At 44.7% G+C, this 25661-nt stretch carries 22 protein-coding genes and 1 tRNA gene; 18 read left to right on the top strand and 5 right to left on the bottom strand.

The features are described from left to right. Nucleotides 1–134 precede the first annotated feature (134 nt). The 5 genes from VC188_RS06065 to VC188_RS06045 all read left to right on the top strand — a co-directional run bounded on the left by VC188_RS06065 (nt 135) and on the right by VC188_RS06045 (nt 3967). Nucleotides 135–518, top strand: coding sequence for a translational machinery protein (locus VC188_RS06065; RefSeq protein WP_323483365.1), 384 nt, complete (start codon nt 135–137; stop codon nt 516–518). A gap of 23 nt (nt 519–541) precedes the next feature. Then, on the top strand, nt 542–796 hold the full coding sequence (locus VC188_RS06060; protein WP_323483364.1) for a hypothetical protein: 255 nt from the start codon (nt 542–544) through the stop codon (nt 794–796). 229 nt (nt 797–1025) lie between these two features. Beyond that, a complete protein-coding gene (locus VC188_RS06055) occupies nt 1026–2645 on the top strand; it encodes an HD domain-containing phosphohydrolase (protein ID WP_323483363.1) in 1620 nt (539 codons plus the stop codon). 96 nt (nt 2646–2741) lie between these two features. After that, nucleotides 2742–3824 carry a tRNA dihydrouridine(20/20a) synthase DusA gene (gene dusA / locus VC188_RS06050; protein ID WP_323483362.1) on the top strand — a complete coding sequence of 361 codons (1083 nt, stop codon included), beginning with the start codon at nt 2742–2744 and terminating at the stop codon, nt 3822–3824. 67 nt (nt 3825–3891) lie between these two features. Continuing rightward, nucleotides 3892–3967 (top strand) — tRNA-His (locus tag VC188_RS06045). Between the two features lie 54 nt (nt 3968–4021). Here the strand turns inward: VC188_RS06045 and VC188_RS06040 are convergent. Continuing rightward, complete coding sequence (locus VC188_RS06040; RefSeq protein WP_323483361.1) at nt 4022–4516, bottom strand: hypothetical protein; 495 nt, start codon at nt 4514–4516, stop codon at nt 4022–4024. Nucleotides 4517–4606: 90 nt separating this feature from the next. Between VC188_RS06040 and VC188_RS06035 the strand changes: the two genes are divergently transcribed. From VC188_RS06035 to VC188_RS06005, 7 genes are read left to right on the top strand one after another with little or no spacing between them, the layout of a single operon-like run. Beyond that, nucleotides 4607–5839, top strand: a complete 1233-nt coding sequence (locus tag VC188_RS06035) for an HD domain-containing phosphohydrolase (RefSeq protein ID WP_323483360.1) — start codon at nt 4607–4609, stop codon at nt 5837–5839. A gap of 2 nt (nt 5840–5841) precedes the next feature. Beyond that, nucleotides 5842–6669 (top strand): GGDEF domain-containing protein, encoded by an 828-nt coding sequence (locus VC188_RS06030; RefSeq protein ID WP_323483359.1) that lies wholly within the window; start codon nt 5842–5844, stop codon nt 6667–6669. A gap of 43 nt (nt 6670–6712) precedes the next feature. Then, the gene (locus VC188_RS06025; RefSeq protein ID WP_323483358.1) at nt 6713–7057 is read left to right on the top strand and encodes a diacylglycerol kinase; all 345 of its coding nucleotides are present in this window, start codon (nt 6713–6715) and stop codon (nt 7055–7057) included. Next, entirely contained in the window at nt 7057–7749 is a 693-nt protein-coding gene (locus VC188_RS06020; protein WP_323483357.1) for a hypothetical protein, read from the top strand. The genes VC188_RS06025 and VC188_RS06020 overlap by 1 nt, the downstream gene beginning before the upstream one ends. Then, complete coding sequence (locus tag VC188_RS06015; protein ID WP_323483356.1) at nt 7749–10481, top strand: glycosyltransferase family 2 protein; 2733 nt, start codon at nt 7749–7751, stop codon at nt 10479–10481. The genes VC188_RS06020 and VC188_RS06015 overlap by 1 nt, the downstream gene beginning before the upstream one ends. A gap of 5 nt (nt 10482–10486) precedes the next feature. Beyond that, a complete protein-coding gene (locus VC188_RS06010) occupies nt 10487–14266 on the top strand; it encodes a cellulose synthase subunit BcsC-related outer membrane protein (protein WP_323483355.1) in 3780 nt (1259 codons plus the stop codon). A 13-nt stretch (nt 14267–14279) separates the two neighbouring features. Next, nucleotides 14280–14666, top strand: coding sequence for a hypothetical protein (locus VC188_RS06005; protein ID WP_323483354.1), 387 nt, complete (start codon nt 14280–14282; stop codon nt 14664–14666). On the opposite strand, the gene bcsG is transcribed toward VC188_RS06005, so the two are convergent. Together bcsG and VC188_RS05995 are read right to left on the bottom strand one after the other, a co-directional pair. After that, nucleotides 14663–16207, bottom strand: coding sequence for a cellulose biosynthesis protein BcsG (bcsG, locus tag VC188_RS06000; RefSeq protein ID WP_323483353.1), 1545 nt, complete (start codon nt 16205–16207; stop codon nt 14663–14665). The genes VC188_RS06005 and bcsG overlap by 4 nt on opposite strands. 1 nt (nt 16208) lies before the next feature. Further along, the gene (locus VC188_RS05995) at nt 16209–17189 is read right to left on the bottom strand and encodes a glycosyl hydrolase family 8 (RefSeq protein WP_323483352.1); all 981 of its coding nucleotides are present in this window, start codon (nt 17187–17189) and stop codon (nt 16209–16211) included. Nucleotides 17190–17340: 151 nt separating this feature from the next. On the opposite strand from VC188_RS05995, the gene VC188_RS05990 reads away from it, so the two are divergent. The 6 genes from VC188_RS05990 to VC188_RS05965 are packed head-to-tail and all read left to right on the top strand — an operon-like array spanning nt 17341 to nt 23017. Then, a complete protein-coding gene (locus VC188_RS05990; protein WP_323483351.1) occupies nt 17341–18651 on the top strand; it encodes an HD-GYP domain-containing protein in 1311 nt (436 codons plus the stop codon). Next, nucleotides 18648–20201 (top strand): sensor domain-containing diguanylate cyclase, encoded by a 1554-nt coding sequence (locus VC188_RS05985; RefSeq protein ID WP_323483350.1) that lies wholly within the window; start codon nt 18648–18650, stop codon nt 20199–20201. The genes VC188_RS05990 and VC188_RS05985 overlap by 4 nt, the downstream gene beginning before the upstream one ends. 26 nt (nt 20202–20227) lie before the next feature. Continuing rightward, nucleotides 20228–21013 (top strand): formylglycine-generating enzyme family protein, encoded by a 786-nt coding sequence (locus tag VC188_RS05980; RefSeq protein WP_323483349.1) that lies wholly within the window; start codon nt 20228–20230, stop codon nt 21011–21013. A gap of 3 nt (nt 21014–21016) precedes the next feature. After that, nucleotides 21017–22345 carry an ATP-dependent DNA helicase gene (locus tag VC188_RS05975; RefSeq protein ID WP_323483348.1) on the top strand — a complete coding sequence of 443 codons (1329 nt, stop codon included), beginning with the start codon at nt 21017–21019 and terminating at the stop codon, nt 22343–22345. Nucleotides 22346–22400: 55 nt separating this feature from the next. Next, nucleotides 22401–22691 carry an AbrB/MazE/SpoVT family DNA-binding domain-containing protein gene (locus VC188_RS05970; RefSeq protein WP_255561308.1) on the top strand — a complete coding sequence of 97 codons (291 nt, stop codon included), beginning with the start codon at nt 22401–22403 and terminating at the stop codon, nt 22689–22691. Nucleotides 22692–22696: 5 nt separating this feature from the next. Further along, on the top strand, nt 22697–23017 hold the full coding sequence (locus tag VC188_RS05965) for a type II toxin-antitoxin system PemK/MazF family toxin (protein ID WP_323483408.1): 321 nt from the start codon (nt 22697–22699) through the stop codon (nt 23015–23017). 7 nt (nt 23018–23024) lie between these two features. Here the strand turns inward: VC188_RS05965 and VC188_RS05960 are convergent, their stop codons facing one another. Both VC188_RS05960 and VC188_RS05955 read right to left on the bottom strand, forming a co-directional pair. After that, nucleotides 23025–24611 (bottom strand): gamma-glutamyltransferase family protein, encoded by a 1587-nt coding sequence (locus tag VC188_RS05960; protein ID WP_323483347.1) that lies wholly within the window; start codon nt 24609–24611, stop codon nt 23025–23027. Between the two features lie 22 nt (nt 24612–24633). Then, the gene (locus VC188_RS05955) at nt 24634–25614 is read right to left on the bottom strand and encodes a tripartite tricarboxylate transporter substrate binding protein (protein ID WP_323483346.1); all 981 of its coding nucleotides are present in this window, start codon (nt 25612–25614) and stop codon (nt 24634–24636) included. Nucleotides 25615–25661: the final 47 nt, after the last annotated feature.

The following is a 25661-nucleotide window of genomic DNA, read 5'->3' as shown; positions in this document are numbered from 1 at the left end:
TACGAATTTAATACTAATGCAAACAATTTGACTTAAATCAATCCCAAAAAGCCCTTTAGTAATGATTTTCCAGTAATTACCAAGCCTTGCAGGAGTATTCTGAAAGGGTAGTTAATACTAATCATAGGAAGAATATGTCACTAAATCATGCGGTAATTTGGATCGACCATAAAGAAGCTCACGTAATGTTCTTGAGCGAAGAGGCTAGCGAAGCCGAAGTAATTCGTAGTAAAAGTACCCACACTCATTTGCATCACAAAGCCAATGAAGTCGGTAGCGGCAGAGTCGCTTTAGATTCCAAATATTTGCATTCAGTTATCAATGCCGTGAACGAATCCAAAGAAATATTGATTCTTGGTCCAGGCTCTGCAAAATTAGAGCTCATCAAGCACGCGCACAAACATGATGCCAATATTGCAGAAAAAATTGTTGGCGTAGAAACCGTTGATCATCCTACTGATAAAGAAATTCTTGCCTATGCACGCAAGTTTTTCTATAAAGTAGATCAGATGATTTAAAAAACGAATCAAGGAAATTGAAAATGAAAGAAACTCAAGAATCTTTAGGTCCAGATGGCCTCCCTGGACATGATTATTTTCTAGATGCAGTAAATCATATTGATGCAGCTGTAGCAAACAATACGATTGCCGCTGGCGCTGCCAAAGGCTTGGTATTCAGTTTGGTTGAAACCTTAGGTGCAATGGTGGGCGATCCAGATCTACCGAATCATCTGAAGTCCGGTTATATGGGTGCTTTGGATCTTGCGGTGGAATTAGAAGCAAAACTATCAAAGTAAGTTTTGCTTATAGACTTATGTCAAGGGCAACTTCGGTTGCCCTTATTTATTCCAAAAGACGGGTCAATTGTTACAAAGCAAAGACCCCTTTTACCCCCTTAAATAGCGTTAAATGCTACTCACTTTTGAGTTAAAAAGGGATGGTATTTATTTAGTTAGTCTGATACCGCACAGACGCCTCTAAAACGTATTTATATATTTGTATGCTAGTTCATTCGAATATAAATTTATGACCACAGATCTCCCATCAACAATTTCCATAGATCCCTCACAAGAGGCTCTTGGGCGGGATGCAATTTCAAGATTATTGGCGATCGTTAATAGTGCCGACGATGGAATTATTGGATTAGACCTACAGGGCACAATTACTAGCTGGAACCCGGGGGCGGAAAAAATCTTTTCCTATACTCCCCAAGAAGTAATTGGTCAAACGATGGCATTTCTGATGCCCGCTAATAGATTGGACGAAGAGGACAATATTTTAAAAAAGATGCTTAAGGGTGTTACGGTTAATCAGTTAGAAACGGAGAGGGTTGGTAAAGGCGGTCATCACATAGCGGTATCAATTAAAGCCTGCCCAGTAATGAGTTTGGATGGCAAAGTTATTGGATTTTCTAAAATTATTCGCGACATTACAACGCAAAAGAAAGAGGCTCAGGCACTCATAGATGTTAATAACGAGTTAATTTTTCAAAATGAAGAAAAAGTAAAGCGTGCAGCTGAACTTGTAATTGCTAATGAAGAATTGACATACCAAAATAATGAGAAAGAAAAAAGATTAAAAGAGCTAATCTTTCAAAATGAGGAAAAGGCAAAGCGTGCAGCTGAACTTGTTATTGCTAATGATGAAAAAGCTAAGAGGTTGCATGAGCTTGTTGTTGCAAATAAAGAGCTACTGTATGAGAGCGATGAAAAAGCAAAGCGTGCAGCTGAACTTGTGGTTGCTAATGAAGAGTTACTTCATCAAAATGAAGAAAAAGCAAAGCGCGCCGCCGAACTTGTCTTGGCAAGTGAAGAGAAGGCTAAGCGGGTGCATGAGTTAGTCGTTGCTAATGAAGAATTGCTATATCAGAACGAAGAAAAAGTGAAGCGTGCAGATGAGCTTGTTATAGCTAATGAGGAAAAGACTAAACGGGTTGATGAGTTGGTCATTGCGAATTTTGAAAAAGCCAAAAGATCTGCTGAACTTGAGGCAAGCATTAAAGAAACGCACCAAACGGAATACCAAATGCTGACCAGCTTAAATGCATTGTCTCTTGCTCGTGATAATGAAACTGGCAATCACGTAATTAGAACTCAGCATTATGTGAGGGCTATTGCTACTAGATTATTCGAGATGGGCAAATATCCTGATCAAATCAATAGGGAAACTATTGAGTTAATGTTCAATGCAGCTTCACTTCATGATCTGGGTAAGGTTGGAATTCCGGATACTATTCTGCAAAAAAACGGGAAATTGACGGATGATGAATGGATGGTGATGAAAACTCACACCACAATTGGTGTGAATGTCTTGTCCGCTGCCCATCTTCAGTCTGTAAGAACCAATCAGGTAATTGGGATGGCTATAAAAATTGCGGGAAGCCATCATGAGCATTGGGACGGTACTGGATACCCAAAAGGATTGAGTGAAGAAGCCATACCATTAGCAGCAAGAATTATGGCAATTGCTGATGTATACGACGCCTTGGTTAGCAAGAGGGTTTACAAGGAAAAGTGGGTATATGAACTCGCAATTAAAGAAATTCTTTCTTTAAGGGGGCTCCAGTTTGATCCAGTTATTGTTGATGCTTTCGAGTTAGAGGAAAGTCATTTCTTGGAAATAGAAAAACTACACTGCGATACATAACATCTAGGGCGATTACCATTATCCTGAAGGTTTAATTGGCCCCTAAACCAAAACAAACTAAAATAATCAGTAATAAATTATTGATAAAAAGTGTCTGTGGAAAATCAAACAAAGAAAAGGCTTGCCGTAGCTCCCATGATGGAGTGGACGGACCGCCATTGCCGTTCTTTTCATCGCACGCTTACTAAAGAGGCTATTCTTTATACGGAAATGGTCACCTCTGGCGCGCTCATGCACGGGGATGTGCCACGTCATTTAGATTATTCACAAGAGCAACATCCCGTCGTTTTGCAATTAGGGGGCTCAGAGCCCAGTGACTTAGCAAAGTCTGCCGAACTGGCGCAGCAGTGGGGCTACGATGAAATCGATCTCAACTGCGGTTGCCCCTCAGAGCGGGTGCAGCGTGGTGCTTTTGGTGCTTGCTTAATGGCTGAGCCTAATTTAGTTGCAGACTGTGTACGCTCTATGAAGGGTGCAGTCGATATTCCGATCTCCGTAAAGCATCGCTTGGGTTTGGATTCAATGGATGCTGCCAATTCTGAAGCTGATTACCAATTTGCGCTGAACTTTATTCTTGCTGTTGCTGATGCAGGCGCTAGTCAGGTAACCATCCATGCGCGTAATGCGGTGCTCAAAGGTTTGTCACCCAAAGAGAATCGTAGCAAACCACCACTGCGTTATGAAGTTGCTGCCAAACTGAGATTGGATGCACAAAAGCAATTTCCGAATCTCAAAGTATTGCTTAATGGCGGCCTCGAAACCAATGAGCAAATTGCGGGCCACTGGAATGACTTTGATGGCTTCATGGTGGGTAGGGCTGCATATCATTTCCCGGCGTTGCTCTTAGGTTGGGATGACATGATCAACACGGACGGTGATGCGGCTGGCTATCTATTTAGCGAAACCGAGTGGCATCGCATTCAGATTGCCTTAGTGAAGCAAGTTCAAGCTTGGTTTGATGAGTGCCAAACCAAAGGTAAACCCTTTTATATCGGTACATTCACAAGACATATCCTCGGCTTAGCTCATGGCAGGGCGGGATCGCGGTATTGGCGTCAGCGTCTCTCAGATCATCACGCTTTGGCTAAAGTTCAGAGCAAAGCCGCCATCTTGGACTTCTTTATCGATACGAGCCTATGCCTTGGGGATTGGGCAGCTTTTGAGTTCGAAAGCGCCTAATAACAGGGCTTAAAAGGGTGTTTTTGACAGGATTTTGAGCAAAAAGCTATAATCTGAGTCTTCAGTGGCGGACGTAGCTCAGTTGGTAGAGTCCCAGATTGTGATTCTGGTTGTCGCGGGTTCGAGCCCCGTCGTTCGCCCCACATTATTAAAGTAAAAAAGCTCCTCAATGGGAGCTTTTTTACTTTCTGCGCGACTTATTTTTTGGTAATGCGTGCTGATCTAGCTGATTCGGCGGCAAGGTTAGACATTTTGACTGCTTCAGCTGCGGCGATAGCGGCACGCTTAGTGGCTTCTGCTGCCTCAGCGGACGCCAGAACTGATGACTCTTCCGCGTGATGGGCAACAGCAGCTGCGGCAGCAGCGGCAGCTGCAGAGGCGGCGGCAGCTGCTTCAATCGCTGCTTCAGCAGATGCAGCAGCGGCTTGAGCTGCAGCATCCGCAGCATCAACGATCGCTTTGGATGCAGCGAGCTTGGCTGCGTTGGCACAATTCGTTGCGGAGAGGGAGGCTTTCTCTGCAGATATAGCCGCTCTCTTGGCAGCCTCTAAGGCGCTAGAAGTCAGAATCTTAAGTGTCCCTAGTGCATTAGCATAGCGGGCGTTTACAGTGATATAGCCTTGACGTAAGTGGCTAACTTCCGTTTCTAGACCGACTAGTTTTCCATAAATCTTCTCAATGTCGTCTTTCATGTTCCCTTGACGGTTAATTTACTGTTCAGACACAGCCTATTTTTCCTGGTAGCAAGGCCTTTTCGCTCAATTTGGAGTCATAATAAAAACATGGAATCAAAGCGATTAAAAAAAGACTACGCCTTATCTCCCAATTTGTCTGTTCGTGAGGAGCTGGAGAAACGTGGTTGGGCTTTGTCTGCCTTTTCAGAGGCCGCAGCAACCTTAGCTCGCGCTACATCCACTGAGTTGCTCATTCAAGAGGTGTGTGATGCCATAGCATTGCAGGGGCCTTATAAGCTTGCCTGGGTGGGCGAGGCTGTTCATGATCAATTTAAAACGGTCAGGGTAGTGGGGGCTGCTGGTCCTGCAATGGGTTATATCGAAAATATCTTAGTTAGCTGGTCTGAGGCTGAAGTCACTGGAAGTGGCCCTGCGGGTAAATCTATTCGCAGTAATAAAACATATGTAGTGATTGATGGTGAAACAGATCCTGGATTTATTGCTTGGCGTGAGCGAGCAAAACAATTTGGCATTCGTTCGGTGATTGGGTGCCCAATACCAGATGGTCAACATGGAATGCCTTATGGATGCTTATTGGTTTATTCAGTGCTACCTAATAGTTTTGGCCCATCGGAAGTTAAATTATTTGAAGGCCTTGCACAAGAGATTGGTTTTGGCCTTCGCTCAATTGAGCGTCAACATAAATTAGATGACCAAATTCATGAAGAAGAATTGACGCAAGAGCGTTTGGCAGGAGCCTTACGGGCAACAATTGAAGCCATGTCAAAAACAATGGAGTGGCGTGATCCATATACTGCGGGCCATCAAAAAAGAGTTGCTAGTATTTCAATGGCAATTGCTCGTCAATTGGGCTGGGACAATGAACGCATACAGGCCTTATATATGGCCGCCATGGTTCATGATATTGGCAAGATGGCAGTGCCATCGGAGATTTTGACAAAGCCATCCCGTTTGACTGATCTAGAGATGCAAATGGTGCAAGGGCATGTAGAGGCTGGTTACCAGATTCTGAAGGATATTCCATTTCCATGGCCGATTGCTGAGATGGTGCATCAGCATCATGAACGTTTAGATGGCAGTGGCTACCCTAATAAGCTGGTGGGTGAGGAGATCTGCGAAGAGGCACGCGTGCTAGCTGTGGCCGATACGATTGAGGCAATGGCAACGCATCGTCCATATCGTGCAGCCAAAGGATTAAATGCTGCGCTAGAGGAAATCAAAGCCGAGGCAGGCACTAAGCTAGATATCAAAGTAGTGGAGGCTTCATTGAAATTGTTAGACAACAGCAATGAATTGCAATCTATCATCGATACCCAGTAATTATGATTCAGCAGATTGTAGTTGGCTCCTATCTAATAGCTGTCCTTGCGCAAATTTCTGCAACCGTATACGCACTGAACTTATTTTTTAAATCCAAATCTTACCGCCTAGCTAGTGGCTCACTAGCTCTTGCTTTTGGCTTAATGGTGGGCAGAAGAGTATCCCCTCTCCTACTTTTTTATGCCGAGGGACATTACAACCCATTTGATGCTTTTTTAGCGCTCATTATTTCATTATTGATTTTTTTCGGCATTGTTCAAGTAAAGAAAATCATCTCCGACTTAGAGGGCAAAAATTTCATTCTAGATCGCAGTTCGAAGCTTGATTCTCTGACTCAGGCCTTAAGTCGATCAGAGGTTTTTGCGCGCTCTGAATTAGAAATAGAGCGATCTTTTCGGAATCGTGACCCAGTAGCCTTTTTGATGTTGGATATCGATCATTTTAAAAACATTAATGATGAGTATGGTCATCTACTGGGTGACACTGTTCTGGCCAATCTTGTAAAAAATTGTCAGGAAGAACTACGCGCGATTGATATCTTTGGGCGCGTAGGCGGTGAAGAGTTTTTCGTTGTTTTGCATGGAGATAGTGTTGAGGCTGCGTTTGAGGTCGCCGAGCGGCTCCGTAAAAAAGTATTTTCCTTACCCAGTGCCGTTGTAGATGGCAAGGAGGTCTTTGTCTCCATTAGCATTGGCGTCGCGGGTTTTAGCCCAATCAGCTGTGGCGACACCAGGGCTGGGTCGGTTTTGAGGTCTTTTTACTTCAAAGCGGATAAAGCCATGTACCTGGCCAAATCTAAGGGCCGAAACCGCACTGAAGTCTGGAGCTAATAGCCGCATAATAGGGACTTTAGTCCTATTAAATATTGCGGTAATGCCAAAAAAGAGAAACATAATTCATGCGACCATCAATGCGGTAGATGGCGCCAAAGAACTCATCCTACAAAAGGCCGCCCGGAGAGAGTTAATCTTGGCGGTGATTGCGATCGGTTTTTTTTGTTATCGCCCGAATGTTTATACGGTATTAATTGCTGTTTTGGCCCTCGTGTTGTTGGCGGTTGAGGCTCTCAATACGGCGATTGAAAAGATCTGTGATCACATTACTCCAGAAGAACATCCCGAGATCAAAAAAATTAAAGATCTCGGTGCGGCAGCAGTAATGATTATTGTGTTGGCTATTGTTCTCATCTTTATTCGTTACTTGTCACCGTTTTTCTGATGAGTAATTTCTTAAGCGCCTTTCATATACATATTATTCCTAGGGTCGATGTCGACTCATCGGATGAAGCATTTAATCAAACTGTTCGTGACAAATTAGTGCAACTGATTGCTAGGATATGTAAAGATTTTCGTGGAACCGCATTTGAAGAGTCCCGCGGTAAGTTGATTTATGCATTTCAACAAGTTAGCTTTGCAACTCAAGCTGCTATGGCTATTCAAATAGAGGCGGATGCCTTAAATGCAAAAAATCATTTAGCTCCCATATGCTTAGCATCCATTGGTATTGTTGCCCTGATCAACCCATTTACTGGACTAAAGGAAGAAGAGCGCTCTATACAATTAGCCTCTTTTATTGCTGAAGCTGCTGGGGCAGGGGAGCTCTATCTATCTGAAGGTACGCATGATTCTCTAAAAAATCCAAATTCACTTCTGTGCCGCTTTACACGGCAGTTACTCAGAACGGGTGAGGATAGAGTCCTAAACGCTTATGAAGTCTTTTGGAGTCCCACTGAAGTTGATCCGGGAAAGTTACATAAAGATCCCAATGCAATCGATTTAGAAATTCAGCCTATACGTTCTTTTGGTTTGAAGCTAGTTGCCGGAGTTTTACTGCTCTTCTTTGGGGTACTACTGCTAACGGTGGGCTATGGAGCCCTATGGGAGTGGTTCATTGTGATTGTGAATCGATAATGTTTTTGCGCGATCGTCACTCTAGAATCACTGCAAGCTTACTCATGTTTGCAATTGGCATTAGCCTCATGATTTACTTCGCTGAGGAGCTTCTTAACCTTGGCGGCCAGCTTTACCTGGGATGGGGCTCGTTTTTTATTATTTTCCTAATGTCTAAGGTGAAGTACTTCCGCAATCAGCCTTGGCGATCTTTATTCATTGTTCTAGCGCTATTTGTCAGTTGTCGTTATATGGCTTGGCGTATTTTCGATACTCTAACGTATACCGGTTTCTTTGATTTCATTGGCACTGCCCTACTATTCTTGGCAGAGGTCTATGGTTTTACCCTATTCCTATTGGACATGTTTGTGAATTTCTCACCCATGTCGAGTGAAATTATTCCTTTGTCTGAAGATGAGTCTTCTTATCCCTCTGTAGATGTCTTTATTCCTACCTATGATGAGTCTGAGAGCATTGTTCGCATGACAGTGACAGCAGCAACCCAGATTCAGTACCCTAAAGATAAGCTCAATATTTATATCCTGGATGATGGCGGCACACATGCGAAGCGCCGTAGCAAAGAAACAGGTGAAAAGGCTTGGAGACGTCACTACAGCTTAAGAAATCTAGCTAAAGAGCTAGCTGTTCAATACATCACCCGTGATACCAATCAAAAAGCAAAGGCAGGAAATATTAATCACGCCTTGCAGCATAGCAATGGTGAGCTTATTTTAATATTAGATTGCGATCAAATACCGACCAAAGATATTTTGCACAACACGGTGGGGCAGTTCTTAAGCGATCCCAAAATGTTCTTGGTCCAAACGCCGCATTTCTTCATCAATGAAACTCCAGTGAATAATGTTATTACTGGAATCTCTAATCGCCCTGATGAGAGCGAGATGTTTTATCGCAAAATTCAGCCCGCCATGAATTCTTGGAACTCTGCCTTCTTCTGTGGCTCTGCAGCAGTATTGCGCCGTCATTACTTGATGGAAGTTGGCGGCATTGCCATCAAGACAATTACAGAGGATTGTGAGACCTCGCTGATTCTCCATGCGCATGGATATAACAGTAGCTACATCAACAAACCGATGGTTTGCGGCCTTTCTCCAGAGACCCCATCTGACTATCTGACTCAGCATTCACGTTGGGCCAAGGGTATGCTCCAGGTCTTGATGCATTACAACCCCTTGTTTATGCGAGGACTTAGTTTGCCTCAACGTCTTGCTTATTTCTCATCATGTTATTCATGGTTGTTTGGGTTTGCACGATACATTTTCTTCCTGGCGCCATCGGCATTCTTGATCCTGGGGTTAAATGTCTACGCAGCCAATTGGCATGAGATGGTAGATTTTACGGTGCCCTATGCATTGAGTATTTTGGTAGTCATCTCATATTTTTTTGCAGGCTCACGACAAATTTTCTTTTCTGAGATTTATGAGACTGTCAAAGGCTTCAGAATGATTCGAGAGCTCATGCCAGTTCTCCTGAACCCCTGGAAGCAAAAGTTCTTAGTAACGCCTAAAGGACTCTTGTTGGAAAAAGAGCAGCTCAGCTGGGATGCCTTCCCTTTATTTATTTTGGTAACTATCAATGCCGTTTCTATTCTGATTGCAGCCCTCCGCTGGCATTACGAGCCGATTTGGCATGACAATATCGTGATTACCGCAATTTGGTGCTGCATCAATATTTGGTTGGGCTTAATGTCCCTGGGTGCATTTTGGGAGAAACGCCAAATCAGAGCCTATTACCGAATCGGTGGCGGTGGTACAGTCACGGTCCTTCGTGAGAATAGCTTGCCTGCTATCGAAGTAGATTTGGCGGATCTTTCTGTGAGTGGTATCGGCTTCACTTTGCCATTGAATACAGATTTGAAGGTTGGTGAATCCATTCAATTAGCTGCGAATGATAGTTATGGGAATAACTATCTATTCAAGGCAAAGATCGTTCGCTTGCAGAAAGAAGCGGACCATTACTTTTGTGGAACACAGTTTGTCGCTGAGCAAATTGGCAGTCCTGGGGCTATTGCCTTTGTCTACGGCGATAGCGGTCGTTGGCAGAAAATTTGGGATGCTAGCGCAGAGCTAAAGCAATCAAAACTCCAGCTATATTTATTAACAAAGCTAGGCTTAAGGGCAGTACGCGAAAACTCTGCAGGCTATTTTGCTTACATTACAAAAAGCGTAGGCACTTTTATAGTGATGCTTTTTAACCCCTATGTTTGGTTTTATGCAATCACTGGCCTAGCAAATTGGGCTATTTATCTATTCTATTTATTTGTGGTCTACACCATTGGGTTGGTAGATCATGAGCACGCAAGAACCTTTCCTCGTCTGCAGGCTGGTCAAAAGATGACGGTGTATTTTCCTAAGCTAGATGCCACTCTAGAAGGCTGGTTATTTGATATTTCTTTAACTGGTATCGGCATTAAAGTAACTTTGCCATTTTTAATTGATGACAATGAGCTAATTGAAGTGTTTGTTTCTGGGGTGACACGGGGTCAGCATCGCATGGATTGCATCATTCGTCGGGTGATTAAAGAGGGCGATGAAGTCATTTTGGGCGCCGAATTTATTGTGGATAACAGTAATTTCTTCAAGATTGTGAGCTTTGTTTATGGCCAAGGATCCAAAATGGTATTTTCATTGGCGATTCAGAATTTAAGAAGAATTCTGTCTTATCTCTTTTTCACTGGTGAGTTGTCGGAAGAGCGCAAGAAACTTGCATCCTCTAAGTCCTTAGGTAAATGACGCCTTTGAAAATAAAAACCCTTCATCTCTGCTTCAGTTTTGCATTGCTCTCATCGGTTGGCATGGTTGAGCTTGTCCATGCTTCGGATAGCACCCTTAGCAGGCAGGAGATATCAGAGGCTAGAAGGGTATTAACCCAAGCTACGATTCTGCAAAAGAGTGGCAAGTCAGCTGAGGCAAATGCATTTCTAAAAGAGAAGTTCCCGAACGGACCGCCTGCAGGTGATTTGGCGGTTGGTTATTACAAAATTATTGCCAGCTTGCCTGGGGGTTGGAATGAGGCGCGCTCAGGATTGGAGGGCTTGGTTAAATCTGATCCTAAAAACTTGCAATACGCCTTAGCTTTAGACGCTTTATTAGGCTCAAAGCCTGAAACCCGTGACCTAGCGTTTCAAAATTTGGCTGCGACATATCAAGTTCGCAAGGTGGATAAGCAGCGGGTGCTGCAAGTTTGGAGAGAGGTGCTCAATGCCCAACAAATCGGCCCAGAACTTATTCCCCTTTATGAGCAGTATCTAAAGTTAGATCCCCATAATCAAGAAATAACCGGTCGCTGGATTCTGGAGAAGGATGCGCTTGAAGAACGTAAACGTATTGCAAGCGATCCTTTGCTCAGACGTCGTCAGGTAGGTTTGGATCTATTAGATAAAGGTGACATCGTAGGTGCAGAAGCACCGCTCATGGATACCCTCAAGGATAGGCCAAAGGATTATTTGGCATTGGGTGGCATGGGCTTAATTCGGATGAGGCAAGGTAATTATCAAGAAGCTGTTGCTTACTATCAGAAAGCCTTAGCGCTCAATCCTGAAAACAGTGGCAAGTGGAAGAGTCTGATATCCACCAGTCAATATTGGGGTCAAATTCATCAGGCTGAAGATGCGCGTGATAAGAAGAATTACCCCTTGGCGATGGAGAAAATCCGCGCAGCCATTCAGTTGGAGCCGCAGGGTGCAGAAGGGATTGCTGTATTGGGCACTATTGAAGCTGAGCGAGGAAATAACAAAGAGGCCGAAAAGCAATTCCGAGAAGCTTTAGCCATTGAATCTGATAACGGGATTGCATTACGGGGATTAGTTCAGCTATTAATTAATACTGGTAGGCGAGATGATGCTCTGGTATTAATTAATGCGCAGGCACCTGCAAATAGCCCTGCTGGTAAGGGATATGATTATTTGCGTATCAAGATTTTGAGTTCACAGGCAGATGATATAGTAAATAAAGGGCAGGGTGAGGCCGCCATTCCCTATCTTCAGAGCGCACTAAAGCTTGATCCACTCAATCCTTGGTTGCGCTTTCAGCTGGCTGGAGTTTATGAGGGTCTGGGCTCGGTCGATAAAGGTTTGGTTGTAATGAAAGAGGGCTTACGACTTGCCCCCAATGATCCCGAGATGACTAATGCGAATGTCCTATTCTTATTGAGTGCAGATAAAACTGAGGAAGCTTTAAGCCTGATGCGCAGTGCGCTGGCTAAACCCTCTTCTGATGCAACATCTCTCCGCTTAACATATGCCAATGTTCTTAATCGCTTACAGCGTGATGATGAGCTAGGTCCAGTATTACAGCAGCTTGCCAAAGCCCAGCTATCGCCAAGTGATAAGCTGAAATTGACTCAGATACGACTCGATTTTGATATTCGCCAAGCGCTTCAAGCGGGCGACATCCAAAAAGCCATTGTTCTTTTAAATCAGGCAATAGCGCTTGACAAGGATGAGATTTGGCTGCGCTTAGATTTGGCGCGCTTATATGCAAAGCTGCACCGTCCTAAAGAAGGCATTGCAATATTTGATGCCTTTCTAAAAACGCACCCTAATAGTATTGAAGGTTTGTACGCCTATGCTTTGTACTTATCTGGCCTAGATCAAAATCAACCAGCCCTCAAAATCTTGGAGCGTATTCCAGCGTCTGAACGTACTCCTAAAATTACGCGCTTCCAAAGAGGCGTTTGGGTTGATTTACGACTAACTCAGATAAATCGACTCAATGCCCAGGATAATCATGAAATGGCTATCGCCCAGCTAAGCGTGCTTGAGGATGAGGTATCCAACGATCCCGATCTTTCTTCCTTGGTTGCGTTGATGTGGGGCAAAATCGGTAAAGTGGAGCAAGCCAACGCTCTTTTTCAGAAAATTGAGCAGAGCACTCCAAACCTTTCAGTTGAATGGCATTTGCGTTATGCAAACTTTCTTCTGAATAACGATCAGCCAGAGGCGTTCCAAAAGGAGATGGCGCTGGTCTCAAATCAAAAGTTAAGTCCAGGTCAAAAGCAGGATTATGCTGATCTTCAAGAGGCAGCAGAGCTTAGGGCGATTGGTCAATTCATTCGGTCTGGCGATATTCAAGTTGCTAAAGAAAAGCTACATCCGCTGATTTCTGCAAAGCCCAATAATTACAAGATGATGTATTTGGATAGTCAGATCCAAGGAAGAGAAGGGTATCTGGATAAGGCAATCGATATTGAACAACGCGCGCTTATTCAATCCCCAGTGCCACTCTCTAGCTACCATAGTATTTCCACGCTCAAGCCAGTCGCAAGCGTTTCGGGAGTTTCTGTATACCAGATTGAACCACCAATCCTGGAGCCTTCAGCTGTCGCATCAGGAAGCTCATACCAATATAAACAGATAGCCGACATGATTGACATGCGCACTAATTGGCTTGATTCAGCTGTCGACTATTTATCTCTCAATGGCACCCCAGGACAGTCTTATTACCGTGCAACGGAGATTCCACTTGAGTGGAAGATGCCAATGCGCGCAGATGAAAGAATGACTTTCCGTGCAGACCAAGTCAATATTAATGCGGGCACCATTGATGCGGGTAACGCATATCAAGTAAGTACTTTTGGCACTATGGCTACCGTTTGCGGTGGTGGAACTGGACCCGGAAAATGCCCAACTGGTTACTCAAATCAATCTGCATCAGGCACCGCTCTCAACATTGGCTATGAGAAGCAAAACTTTAAGGCAGATATTGGTACAACCCCATTAGGCTTTCTCACCCAAAACTGGATTGGTGGAGTAAAGCAGAAGCTGGATGCGGGTCCTGTTGGCATCTCGTTGGAGTTAGCGCGTCGCCCGATGACTAGCACCCTGCTTTCTTATGCTGGTACTCGTGATCCTGTGACTGGTTCCGTTTGGGGCGGTATGGTTGCTACTGGCGGAACGGTTGGCTTGAGCCTAGATCAGGGTGGTACCTTAGGCGGATGGACTTACTATCGCGCGCGCAGCCTGACGGGTACCAATGTGCAGAGTAATAGTGACAATCAATTTATGGCCGGTCTGAACTGGCGTATCGTCAATGAAACGGATCGTCAGCTCTCTAGCGGTCTTACGGGTATGCTCTGGGGCTTTAAAAGAAATGCCGGAGAGTTTACTTATGGGCAGGGTGGTTACTATAGTCCGCAAAGCTATCGCTCTGTAACACTTCCTTTAAATTATGCACAGCGCTTCGCTCGCTTCTCTTATGTTGTTGGTGGCTCGGTATCAGCCAACTGGTCTCGTACCGATGCAGCACCATACTTTCCTACCAATTCAGAATATCAAGCCGCCTCTAATAACGCTACGTATTCAGGAAGCTCTGGACCTGGTAGCGCCTATTCTTTCTTAGCAGCTTGGGAATATCAAGTCACACCATCAGTCTTTGTTGGTAATCGCTTAAAGTTAGAGCGTTCGCCTTACTATGCTCCAAATAGTTTGGTGCTGTACATCCGGATTGCACTGGATGGTACTGCGCCAAACCCTGTACCTTTGCAAACACAGCCGGTAATCCCGACGTCCCGCTTTTAATGAATTTTAGATAATGAACAAAACCATCTCATCCTCTATCTTGCTTCTGGTGATGGGTATGGTCGCATCCTCAATGCTGAGTGCTCAACCCTTGAGTGGTCCACCTGTGTTTGATCCCTATCTTCTCGGAGAACTCAATGAACGTGCACTTTATGCATTGAAGGAGCAAGATATCTCTACCGCAGTCATCCTACTGGAGAGAGCATATCGCTTAAATCCGCATAGCCCTGACATTAAGGCTAACTTAGAAGCAGTTCGAAAGATTGCTCAAGAAAAGAATCCCATTGAGATCAATGGCGAGGTTGTTTATTTAGATGCACTTGGTAATTCAGTCAGCACTGATAAAGTGGTAGATATTCCTGCGCTATGGCCGGAGTCTACAGCCAAGCCGAAGCCTTAGTTATTGGTTTCGAATAAATTCCAATTGATGTCGTTGGAGCGGAAGTAGTACGAGGCTCCAAACTTCATAATCACTGAATCTTCATTCTCAGCCACAAAGCGTGTACTCGGCAGGTTTTTTAGATAAATCTCTGCACTTGGACTATTAGCACCAAAAGGTGCCTTACCCACAAACTTGGAGATTAAGTCGGAAGCAGCCAGGTAGCTAGTCGGCTGTTCGATGATATTTGTCTTCACCGGGGCATCTGCTTTACCAGTAAACATGATTCCCACAGGAATATTGGTCACGTTAGGGCTTGGGATTTCACGCATACCCACGATCTCATTTTTGTTTCTGCGAATCGCTGCACCATGCTCAGGGATGAACACAATCACCACTTGTCGGCCAGAGCTATTGACCTTGGCATAAAAGCGATCAATATCACTCAATAATTTGCGTGCTCTGCGAGAGTAGGTCTCGACACTGTTTTCTAGCTTGCCACCATCCAGCGCACGATTGCCATCATGCAATGAGATCGTATTGTAGAAAAGGGCGACCCGTTCATTAGGGGACTTCATACGGGCATCCCACCAATTCGATAACACAGAGTAGTCATCATAAATCTGCGAGCCATCAAAACCTCTTAAGTAAGGGGTGGCTTGCGTGTTATCAAACAGCGGGGCAGACATGCCACCTTCATCGCGGATTTCCTTCAGGAGGTCGCCGTATTTACCATCATGATTCAAGGCCAACTGAACTTGGAAGCCTGTTTTATTGAGATTGTTAAATAACAGGGAATCTTCAACGGCAGGCTTGTATAAATCGCGTTGGTCCTGTTGTCCACGACTACCGCGCAATAGGCGAATAATCGATGGCCCACTATAAGAAGAGGCCGAATTAAAGTTAGTAAACAAATAGTGGAAGCGCTGGAACAGCGGATTGTTATCTTCTTTGATGTATTTAAGGTCGTCCCAAGCCAGGGAGCAGACATTTATGACTAGGACATCAAACGGAGCACCACTAGCCTTTTGTGAGCGGTTGAAGGCGGTGCGAGATGCTTCTTCAATAAAGAAGCCATCAAGCGATTCAGTGAGCGCTGTATCGCTGGGCAGGCCAATGACTTGACCATCAGCATCGTAGGCTAAGGAAGGCATAGTCGCCCCCAATGGAAGCAGGGTGCTCATGATTGCTAATGACGCAATGGTGGTCATTCTGATCTTCTTAGAAAGAAGGAAGTAAACAATATAGAGCCCCAGCAAGATGGCAATTACTCGCCAATCAAAAATTCGGGTTAAAAGTTCAAGGTAATACTGATAACTAAAATCGAGTAACTGGCTAATTTTAGGAATGATATTGCGCAGAGGTGGCAGCGGACTATCAAAATACAGAATAACAATACCAATAGGTAGCGCTACCCATTTACGAATTCGAAGCAAAGTCGGATTAGCATGGGAAAAAATTAGAAATAGTGCAAAAGCGGCATTAACAAAAAAATGGAAATGAACATAACCTGTATAGAACAGGATTATTTTGATAATGAAATAGAAATTCCAAATTCCCATATTACTTTTTGAGATCCCCTAAAGCCATGTTGGTAAATAAAGAAAGCATAGAAGAGTAATAGCCTTGGGACGGGTTATACCTGGGTAATGGGGTTGAATCTACATTGGGGTAAGCAAGCGTTATGGCTGCAATACTATAAAAGCCTGCAGATGCATTGTACGTTGCCATTTCACCAGTATTCACGTTTACCCAAGCTGGTAAGAGCGGTTTCCCAGCAAAAGAGCTCCAGAAGTTTTGAAAGGGCTTAATCGTGTTGGGGCTGGCTTGCTGCCCCCAGATGAGGTAAAGAGGTATACGAACAGCGTTGTATCCAAATTGATCGCCATCTACAGGGCTGATGCTCTCACCCTCCAATTGCAACCAATCAGGCGGCAGTTGCCATTTACCAAAGCGGGCTTCTTGAATGAGTTGTAAGCCTGTTTCCCTTAATGCTTCCCATTCCGGTGCCGGGTCAAGCAAGGCGAGATCGGCAATAGCAGGGAAGACCCAGTGGGAAAGGTTGAGTTTTAGGCCTTCTGGCTTTTCAAAGCCCATTGCTCCAGGAAGTAAAACTGTTCCTTTGCTGGTTTTACGTAAAAGCTTAGCTCTAATAGATTGACTCACTTGAATGGCTGCAAACAGATAACTAGGCTCATTCCATTTACGATATGCACGCGATAAGGCCCAGGCAATAAATAAATCACCATCGCTAGCGTTATTCATATCATTAATACCCACCTGTGGAGACCAACTCCAAGCAAACAATTTATCATCACGCACTTGAAGATTGCGTTGTGTCCAAGCCCAGATTTGGGCAAAGGCGGCCGGGTCATTATTTTGTACTGCAAGTAGCAATGCCATTCCTTGGCCCTCGGTATGGCTGATACCATTTTGACCGACATCGATCACTCGGCCATTTTCAATAAATGCAGATTTAAATTGAGCCCAGTCTTCGCTAGCAACAGCATGTGCTGGAGAGTGCAGCACAAGAGCAATGCTCAAAAGCCAAAGCCGGAGAAGGGTGTGCCAAGTCATTGAGAGATTGAATTTAGGTGAACGATAGACTGGCAATTGATTATGATTTGTAATACTGACTAATAGGGTACATTATGTATTACCGGCATTTAATTGGCCTATTTTATTTAGATATTTCATGCAGTTAGCAAATCAAACCTTTTACTTTGCCATATTCATCGTCTTGGTCGGCTTGATGGGCCGTTTCTTAGCAAACCGGGATGACGATCGTGCTCAATTTAGGGTTATCTATTGGCCAATAGGCCTGATCTTTTTAGCGGCCTCCATGTTGGGTTATGCCACCGCTCCATGGGCTGGCAAGATCGTTTTGGCCTTGGCTAATATCTTCCTGATTGCAGGCGTTGCTAATATTTCTTTATTGTTCAGCGTTTGGAACGGTGCACTAAGGAATTCAAGTAGGCTAGTTGCTCTTGCCTTATTTGTAAGCGCCTCTTTAATTTACGTCTATCTGCACTTTTTTGGAAAAACACAAGACCGCATTCATTTAATGAATGTTGCGCTCAGTATCTTTTGTATTTGGCAGATCGTATCTTTAAGTCAGCTCTTAAAAAAAGATAACGCTTATCAAATTAAATTGTTGATTGGGGTTGAGTTTTTCCAGCTTGGCGCCCGCATCATTCGCTCGCTTTTGTCGCTTGAAGAGATAACTCACCCTGGAACCTTGTATCAAGAAGGCGGCCTAGCTTTTGCATTGCGTGTAGCTGCAATATTGTCGATTGTCATAATTTGTATATTAATTACCAACTATTACCTTGAGAAGCTCTGGCATGAATATCGCAGGAGCTCGCATGCCATTGAGGATGGGATGCTCAATAGCCTAAATGCGCTATCCATGGTGAGGGATAACGAAACCGGCAATCATATTCTGCGTACTAAAAACTATGTACGTGCTTTAGCTGAAAGATTGAGGTCAAGCGGGGCCTATGCAGACGAGTTAACTCTAAAAGCAATAGAGAACATCGTGAAGGCTGCACCATTACACGATATTGGTAAAGTCGGAATCCCCGATGAAATCCTAAAAAAGCCGGGGTCGCTGACCGACGATGAGTGGCAAACCATGAAAACCCATGCCAATTTGGGCAAAGATGTTCTCAGCGCTGCCAAACTCAAAGATGCAAAGAACACCCATGTCTTGGATGCCGCCATTAAGATTGCTGGGGGGCACCATGAGAATTGGGATGGTTCAGGTTATCCACTGGGGCTAAAGGGCGAGGAAATTCCTTTACCAGCCAGACTGATGTCCTTGGCCGATACCTATGATGCTTTGGTTAATGAACGGGTGTATAAAAAGAAGTGGTCTCACGAAGAAGCTTGCTTGGAAATTATTAGATTAAAAGGAGGGCGCTTTGACCCGCGTATTGTCGAAGCATTCATCCAGGAAAAAGACAATTTTTTGAGAATCTCTGAGTTATACGGAGACCTTAAATGACGATTAGTTTTGAGCCGAGCTCCAATGTTCGCCGCAACTCTCGCCTTATTTTGGGCGCCTCTATTATTTTGGCAATCATCTTCATTATCAATGCGGTAATTTCAGGGTATTTGCTACGCCGCAATACAACCGAAGATCGCGCGGATCAACTTGCCACCTTGACATTAATATTGGCCGAGCACACTTCGCAGATTATTTTTTCTGCTAATACTGTTTTAAATAGTATTGATAATGTGGTTTATGCAGCAAAAATTAACGATGAGAAAAGCTATCGCAAGTTCACTTCCAATAAAAATCAGTTTGAGCTGCTAGACGAAAAGACAAAATCGAATTCCATTTTAGATGTCACTACCTTTGTGGCTAATGACGGTAAAGTGCTTAATTTTTCTCGCTCTTACCCTGCGCCTGAAATTAATCTGGCGGATCGAGACTATTTTGTCTACTTAAAGAGCCATAATGATCTTGAGACCTTCTATAGCGCTCCCGTCCAGAATAAGGGGAACGGTAAATGGGTTTTTTATTTAGCTAGGCGCGTCAATGGTGCGCACGATGAGTTTCTAGGCATCATCTTGGTAGGCGTCTCTGTTGAGGTATTTTCTGTTCTCTATGAGCGATTAGGCTCCAGTTTGGGCGACGGTGCCGCCATTACCCTCTACCGTGATGATAAAACTTTGTTGACTCGATGGCCCTTTGTCGACAAATTCATTGGCAAGGTAAATACCAACACCTTGATTGACCAATCTTTAGGCGCTGCAGCAGAAGGTAATGGTGTGATCTTTACATCCAAGACCGGCTTTACTCGGCAAAATACGTCCCCGGTCGAGCGTATGATTTCCTACAGAAAAGTGACTGGTTACCCATTCATTGTTGGAGCCGTAGTCCCTGAGACTTTGTATTTGGCCAACTGGTATAAGAATGCGACGGGTGGATTAATCGCTACTATTTTGAGCATCATCATTTTATTTATTGGAACTTTTTTTCTGCTGAGGACTTATCGACGCAATGCTGAGAATCAATATCGTGCGCATCACGATGTTCTTACCACGCTGCCCAATAGAACCTTATTCTCTGACCGCCTTTCTTATTCCCTGGCCAATTGCAAGCGCAACCAAACTGAATTAGCGCTTCTTTTTATTGATTTAGATAATCTTAAAACGATTAATGATGTCTACGGCCATCTCGCGGGAGATTCAGTGCTGGTGCAGGTTGCCGAAAGAATACGAACCTGTTTAAGAGATACTGATACGGTAGCCCGTCTCGGAGGGGATGAATTTATTGTGCTCTTGCCGGCTGTGGGTGATGAGAAGAATGCTTTGATGGTTGCTGAAAAAATTCGATCCTCTCTCATGCTGCCGATGACGGCTGATGGTATTCCTATTAGTACAAGTGCAAGTATTGGAGTGGCGCTATATCCGGATCATGGATCCAATGAGTCTGATTTGATGAACAATGCCGATATGGCGATGTATGAGGCTAAATCTAGCGGTCGAAATACAATTCAGGTATTCAGTGAGAAAGTGATTAAATCAGTTTTTAAAGATATTTCATAAGCCCAATGCATTAGGGAGAATTGTTTATGAAAAAATTTAATATCTACAAGATTCTTTTGACTCCATCGATTGGCCTTGGGTTTTTGTTCATAGCGCTTGGATCAACTCCAAGTCAAGGTGCACCCACTTCAACCATTCCCACGGTGCAAATTGGAAGCCTGATCTGGGATCAAACCGAGATGAATATTGCTGACGTGAAGAAGTACGCGTCATCCACAGGTTTTGTGAGTGCCGCAGAGCGGAAGGGCGGTGGCTTATCTTATGAGGCAGGCTTTGTTCAAAAGCCAGGCTGGACTTGGCAGACCCCTTATGGTGTCCCTGCAAAAGATGCAGAGCCAGCAGCGCATCTCAATCAAAAAGAAGCTGAATCTATTTGTCGCTATTACGGTAAACGTTTGCCAACAGATGCCGAATGGACGAATGCTGCATTCTTAGAGCAAAGAACTTATCCTCCAGTTGGATACATAAAGGGTCAGCGTTATCCCTATCCAGGTGGCGCAAATCCCTTACCTTCTCATTGCCTTAGTGGTTGCGGTGACTACAAAGGCCTTTCACCGGCCGGCACTCTGAACCGAGGTACTGGGCACGTAATCACTGGCTCAACTAAACCTGGCGTTAATGGCATGTATGACATGGGTGGTAACGTTTGGGAGTGGACTGCTACAGAGCGTAATGGCGGCTACATTACTCGTGGTGCATCATGGTGGTATGGCCCCGATAGACAGCAGGAAGGCGATGTGGAATCCAAGCCTAGTGATATTGCCGTGGTTTATATCGGATTTCGTTGTGTAGCCGATGCCGTGAAACAATAGGGAATGACTAATTCCGCAGTAGATTCTTCTGAAATTGAAATCACCCCTGATTACCAAGCGGTAATTGAGGCTATTGAGCGTCACGATCCTTACATCTTTGTCAGCGGTAAAGCGGGCACTGGTAAAACAACCCTCATTGGCTATTTACGAGAGACCATTCCTGGCAATGTCGTGGTAGTTGCACCAACAGGGGTTGCCGCGCTTCAAGTTAAGGGGGTGACCATTCATTCCTTCTTTAGGTTGCCTCCACGACTCATTTTTCCAGAAGAAGATATCAAGCCGCTGCGTGATAAACGCCTTTATAAAGATATTCGCTTACTCATCATTGATGAGATCTCGATGGTGCGTGCTGATGTCGTGGACGCAATGGATTTGTTTCTGCGCGAGAACGGTCCGCAAAAGGGCAAGCCCTTTGGCGGCATTCAGGTGATGTTTGTGGGGGATTTGTTTCAGCTGCCACCAGTAGTTTCTAGTGCAGATATGCAAGTCCTGTCAGAGCGTGGTTATGAAGGACCTTATTTTTTTTGTGCCATGGCCTTACATCGCAAAGACGTCACGATGGTAGAGCTCTCTAAGATCTTCCGTCAAAAGGATGAGCACTTCGCAGGCCTATTAAATCGCATTCGAATTAATCATGACATTGATGAGGCTCTTGATACTCTGAATGCACAGTGCTATCGCAAACATGCTGAGATAGATGAGCAGACCATTACTCTGACCACTACGAATGCGCGAGCAGATCAAATTAATGGTGCTGGCTTGCGGGCAATTACCGTTGAGGGTAAGGTCTACGCAGGTCAGTCAACGGGTAAATTTAATATCGACGAACGCAATTTACCTTCACCCAATAATTTAGTGCTTAAGGTAGGCGCTAAAGTCATGTTCACCGCAACGGATCCTGGATTCCCTAAGCGCTGGGTCAATGGAACGATCGGCGTAGTGCGTGAGTTACTGCCAGATAAGGTGAAGGTGATGGTGCAAAACGGGCCTTATGCAAATACAGTGGAAGTAACAGGTCATCAATGGGAGTCTTATCGTTACGATCACGACATGATGTCTGGAAAGATATCCCCCAGCATCATCGGCACTTATGTTCAGATACCGCTCATGCTGGCTTGGGCTGTAACGATTCATAAGAGCCAGGGCAAAACCCTCGATAAAGTTAAGGTTGACCTATCGTCAGGTGCATTTGCCTCAGGACAAGTTTATGTTGCCCTAAGCCGTTGTAAAACGATTGAAGGCATTTCTCTACAGAGACCGATTGAACCCAGGGATGTGAGCTGCGATCAGGAGATCAAGCGTTTCTATCTGAATTGCCTGCCTTCCAAATAAGGCTATTTTTTCTTATTTGACGTCTGCTGGCTTATGTAATAACATTGTTATTACTATGAAACAGAGCCATAAATCCAATGCTGAAACTACAGCACCACTGCAGGTAGCTATTCGAGCTATTGGCAACTCTAAAGGCGTGGTTATCCCAAAGATTATTCTTGAACAATCTGGAATAAAGGAGATTGTTGAAATGTCAGTCGACGGAGAAAAAATTGTTTTAAGTAAACCTAAAAATACTGTGAGAGAGCATTGGGCTCAAGATGCCCAAAGCCTTGCTAAGGTTGGCGAGGATAAGTTGGTGCTTGGAGATTTTGCAAACGAAGAAGATGGAGATTGGGTTTGGTAAAGAGCATTGTTTCTCGTGGAGAAATTTGGCTTATCAATTTAGATCCTACGATCGGAAGTGAAATTAAAAAAACACGTCCTTGTATTGTGGTATCACCTCAAGAGTTAAATGACCATTTGCGCACTGTTATTGTTGTGCCCATGACCAGCAAGGGTAGACCTGCAGGCTTTCGGGTACCTATTACGCACGATGGCAAGAAGGGGCTGATACTTTTAGATCAAATCAGAGCTGTTGATAAAGCGCGCTTGGTCAAGAAAGTGGGCAAGAGCAATCCAAAAACCCTATCTGCCAGTCTTGGCGTGCTACAAGAGGCTTTTGCTATTTAGTTCTTTATTAGAAGCCAGCTGCCAATCCATCTCTACGGTGATCACTGCCAGCAATAAAAGCAGAGTCGGCATCTTCTGAGAGCTTGGCAATTGCTTGTGCGCTACCAAAGTCCAAGCTGTTTGCTGGTTGTACAGCAACCTCATGTCCTAGCGCTTTCAATCCATCAACCACGCTCTGGGGCATTGCCGCTTCCACAGTGAGCTTGCCTACATCATCAATACGCCAGCGAGGCGCATCAGAACAGGCTTGTGGATTGAGGTATTCATCCACAAAGCGCATCACGAATTGAATATGACCCTGCGGCTGCATATTGCCACCCATTACGCCAAATGCCATAGTAGGTTTGCCATTCTTGGTGAGGAAGGCGGGAAGAATAGTGTGGAAAGGGCGCTTGCCTGGCGCAACTTGGTTAGGGTGTCCATCTTCTAATCTGAAGCTCATGCCACGATTATGAAAAGCAATACCGCCCGGGGCTACCACCCCAGAACCAAAACCTTTGAAGTTAGATTGAATATAAGAAATCATCATGCCGGATTCATCGGCGGCGCATAAGTAAACAGTGCCACCAGAATGCGGATCTCCGGGTCCATAGCTACCAGCCTTTTTGTGATCAATCATGACTGCGCGACTAGCTAAGTAATCCCGATCTAATAGGGAGCTCACTGGCATTTGCATGGAGCGCGCATCAGAGACATAAGCATAGACATCGGCAAAAGCCATCCGCATTGCTTCGATTTGCAAATGAATACGTTGCGCTGAATTAGCTGGGTACTGCTTCACATTGGCTGCCTGCAAAATACCTAAGGCAATTTGAGCGGCGATACCAGATCCGTTTGGCGGAATTTCATGGAGAGTGTAATCGCCATAATCGAAGGCTAAAGGCTCAACCCATTCTGGCTGGTTATCAGCGAAGTCTTGCATAGTGAAGCAACCGCCAGTAGCCCCTGCAAAGTCCACCATACTTTGTGCAAGTGGACCTTTATAAAAAGAATCGCCTTCGGTAGCAGCAATTTCTCTGAGAGTCTTAGCTTGCGCAGGATATTTCCAGATTTGTCCCGCTTGAGGTGCTTTGCCATCAATTAAAAAGGACTCTACAAAACCAGGTTGATTCTTCAGGATTGGAATGGCTTCACGCCATTGACGAGCGATAACAGGTGAAACCGGAAAACCATTTTCCGCATAGTCAATTGCACGTTTAAACAATTGCGCAAACGGAAGCTTGCCAAACTTTCTGGAGAGTTCGATCCAGCCAGCAACCATGCCGGGGACGGTGACTGTATTCCAGCCAATGAGATCCATCGCAGATTTACCAGCAAAATACTCTGGCTTCCAAGCAGCAGGGGCTCGGCCAGAGGCATTTAAGCCATGTATCTTCTTACCATCCCAGAGGATTGCAAAACCATCTCCGCCTATGCCATTCATCGTAGGCTCAACTACAGTCAGTGTGATTGCAGTTGCAAGTGCTGCATCCACTGCGTTGCCACCACTCTGCAGAGCCTCGATGCCTGCTTGAGTGGCAAGTGGTTGAGAGCTCGCAACAGTGTTTTTAGCTAGAACAGGGGCACGACTTCCAAAAGGAGGGGATATCAACATAAGAGCTTATCTATTTAACGACTTAATCTACTTTAACATTCGCTGACTTTACAGCCTTATCCCATTTGCTGGCTTCACTTGCGGTGATTTCAGACAATTTTTCGGAGTTTGCAAACTGAGGATGAATACCTTGGGCTGCCATACGCGCTTTGAAATCAGGATTCGTGAGAATTTTACGAATTTCTTTTTCTAATTTTGCAATGATTACTGGAGAAGTTCCTTTGGGAACATATACCGCATAGAAGTTTTCCACATCAAACTGCTTCATACCATCTTGTCCGAGAGTGGGAACATTGGGTAATAAAGGGGAGCGTTCTGCTGCGGCGATCGCAATCGGGCGTAGCTTACCACTCTGAATATGGGGCAATGAGGCAGTCACACTATCAAACATCATCAGGGTGTTGCCCGCAATCAAATCTGGCAAAGCAAAACTGCTGCCCTTATAAGGGATATGGGTTCCTGTTGCGCCGATACGTTGCATAAACAAAGTGGACTCTAAGTGGGAGAGACTGCCATTACCTTGAGATGCGTAATTAAAGTCACCCTTTTTAGATTTGATAAATGCAATAAGCTCCGGGAGATTTTTTGCTGGAACGCTTGGGTTCACCACAATTAAATGAGGAATTGTTCCAATTAATGCCACCGGAACAAAATCTTTCTGCAAATCAGCTGGCGGATTTTTAAATAGGGCTGAAGAAATCGATTGATTTGTCAGCGCACTAATGTTGATGGTGTAGCCATCCGGAGCGGCTTTAGCAGCGGCTTGTAAGCCAATCATTCCACCGGCGCCTGGTTTGTTTTCGACAACGATGGATTGACCCAATGCTTCCGCCAGTGGGGCCGTCACGCTGCGCGCAAAGATATCAGTAGATCCGCCTGCAGGAAAGGACACAATCGCAACAATCGGTTTTTTAGGCCAATCTGTATCGGAGGCGGCAAGCGCCAAGTTACTTAAAGTCAACAGTCCTAAGGAGCCAAGGATGAGGGATTTGAAATAGCGCATTTAATGATCCGAGAGTGAGATGAGTAATATAGTATTGGAAATTCAGA

Origin of the sequence: Polynucleobacter sp. MG-28-Ekke-A2, from assembly GCF_035012985.1 — a bacterium.
In the GTDB taxonomy this organism is placed as follows: Bacteria; Pseudomonadota; Gammaproteobacteria; order Burkholderiales; family Burkholderiaceae; genus Polynucleobacter.
Note: the sequence above shows the minus strand (reverse complement) of the source record. Positions and strands in the feature narration are given on the sequence as shown.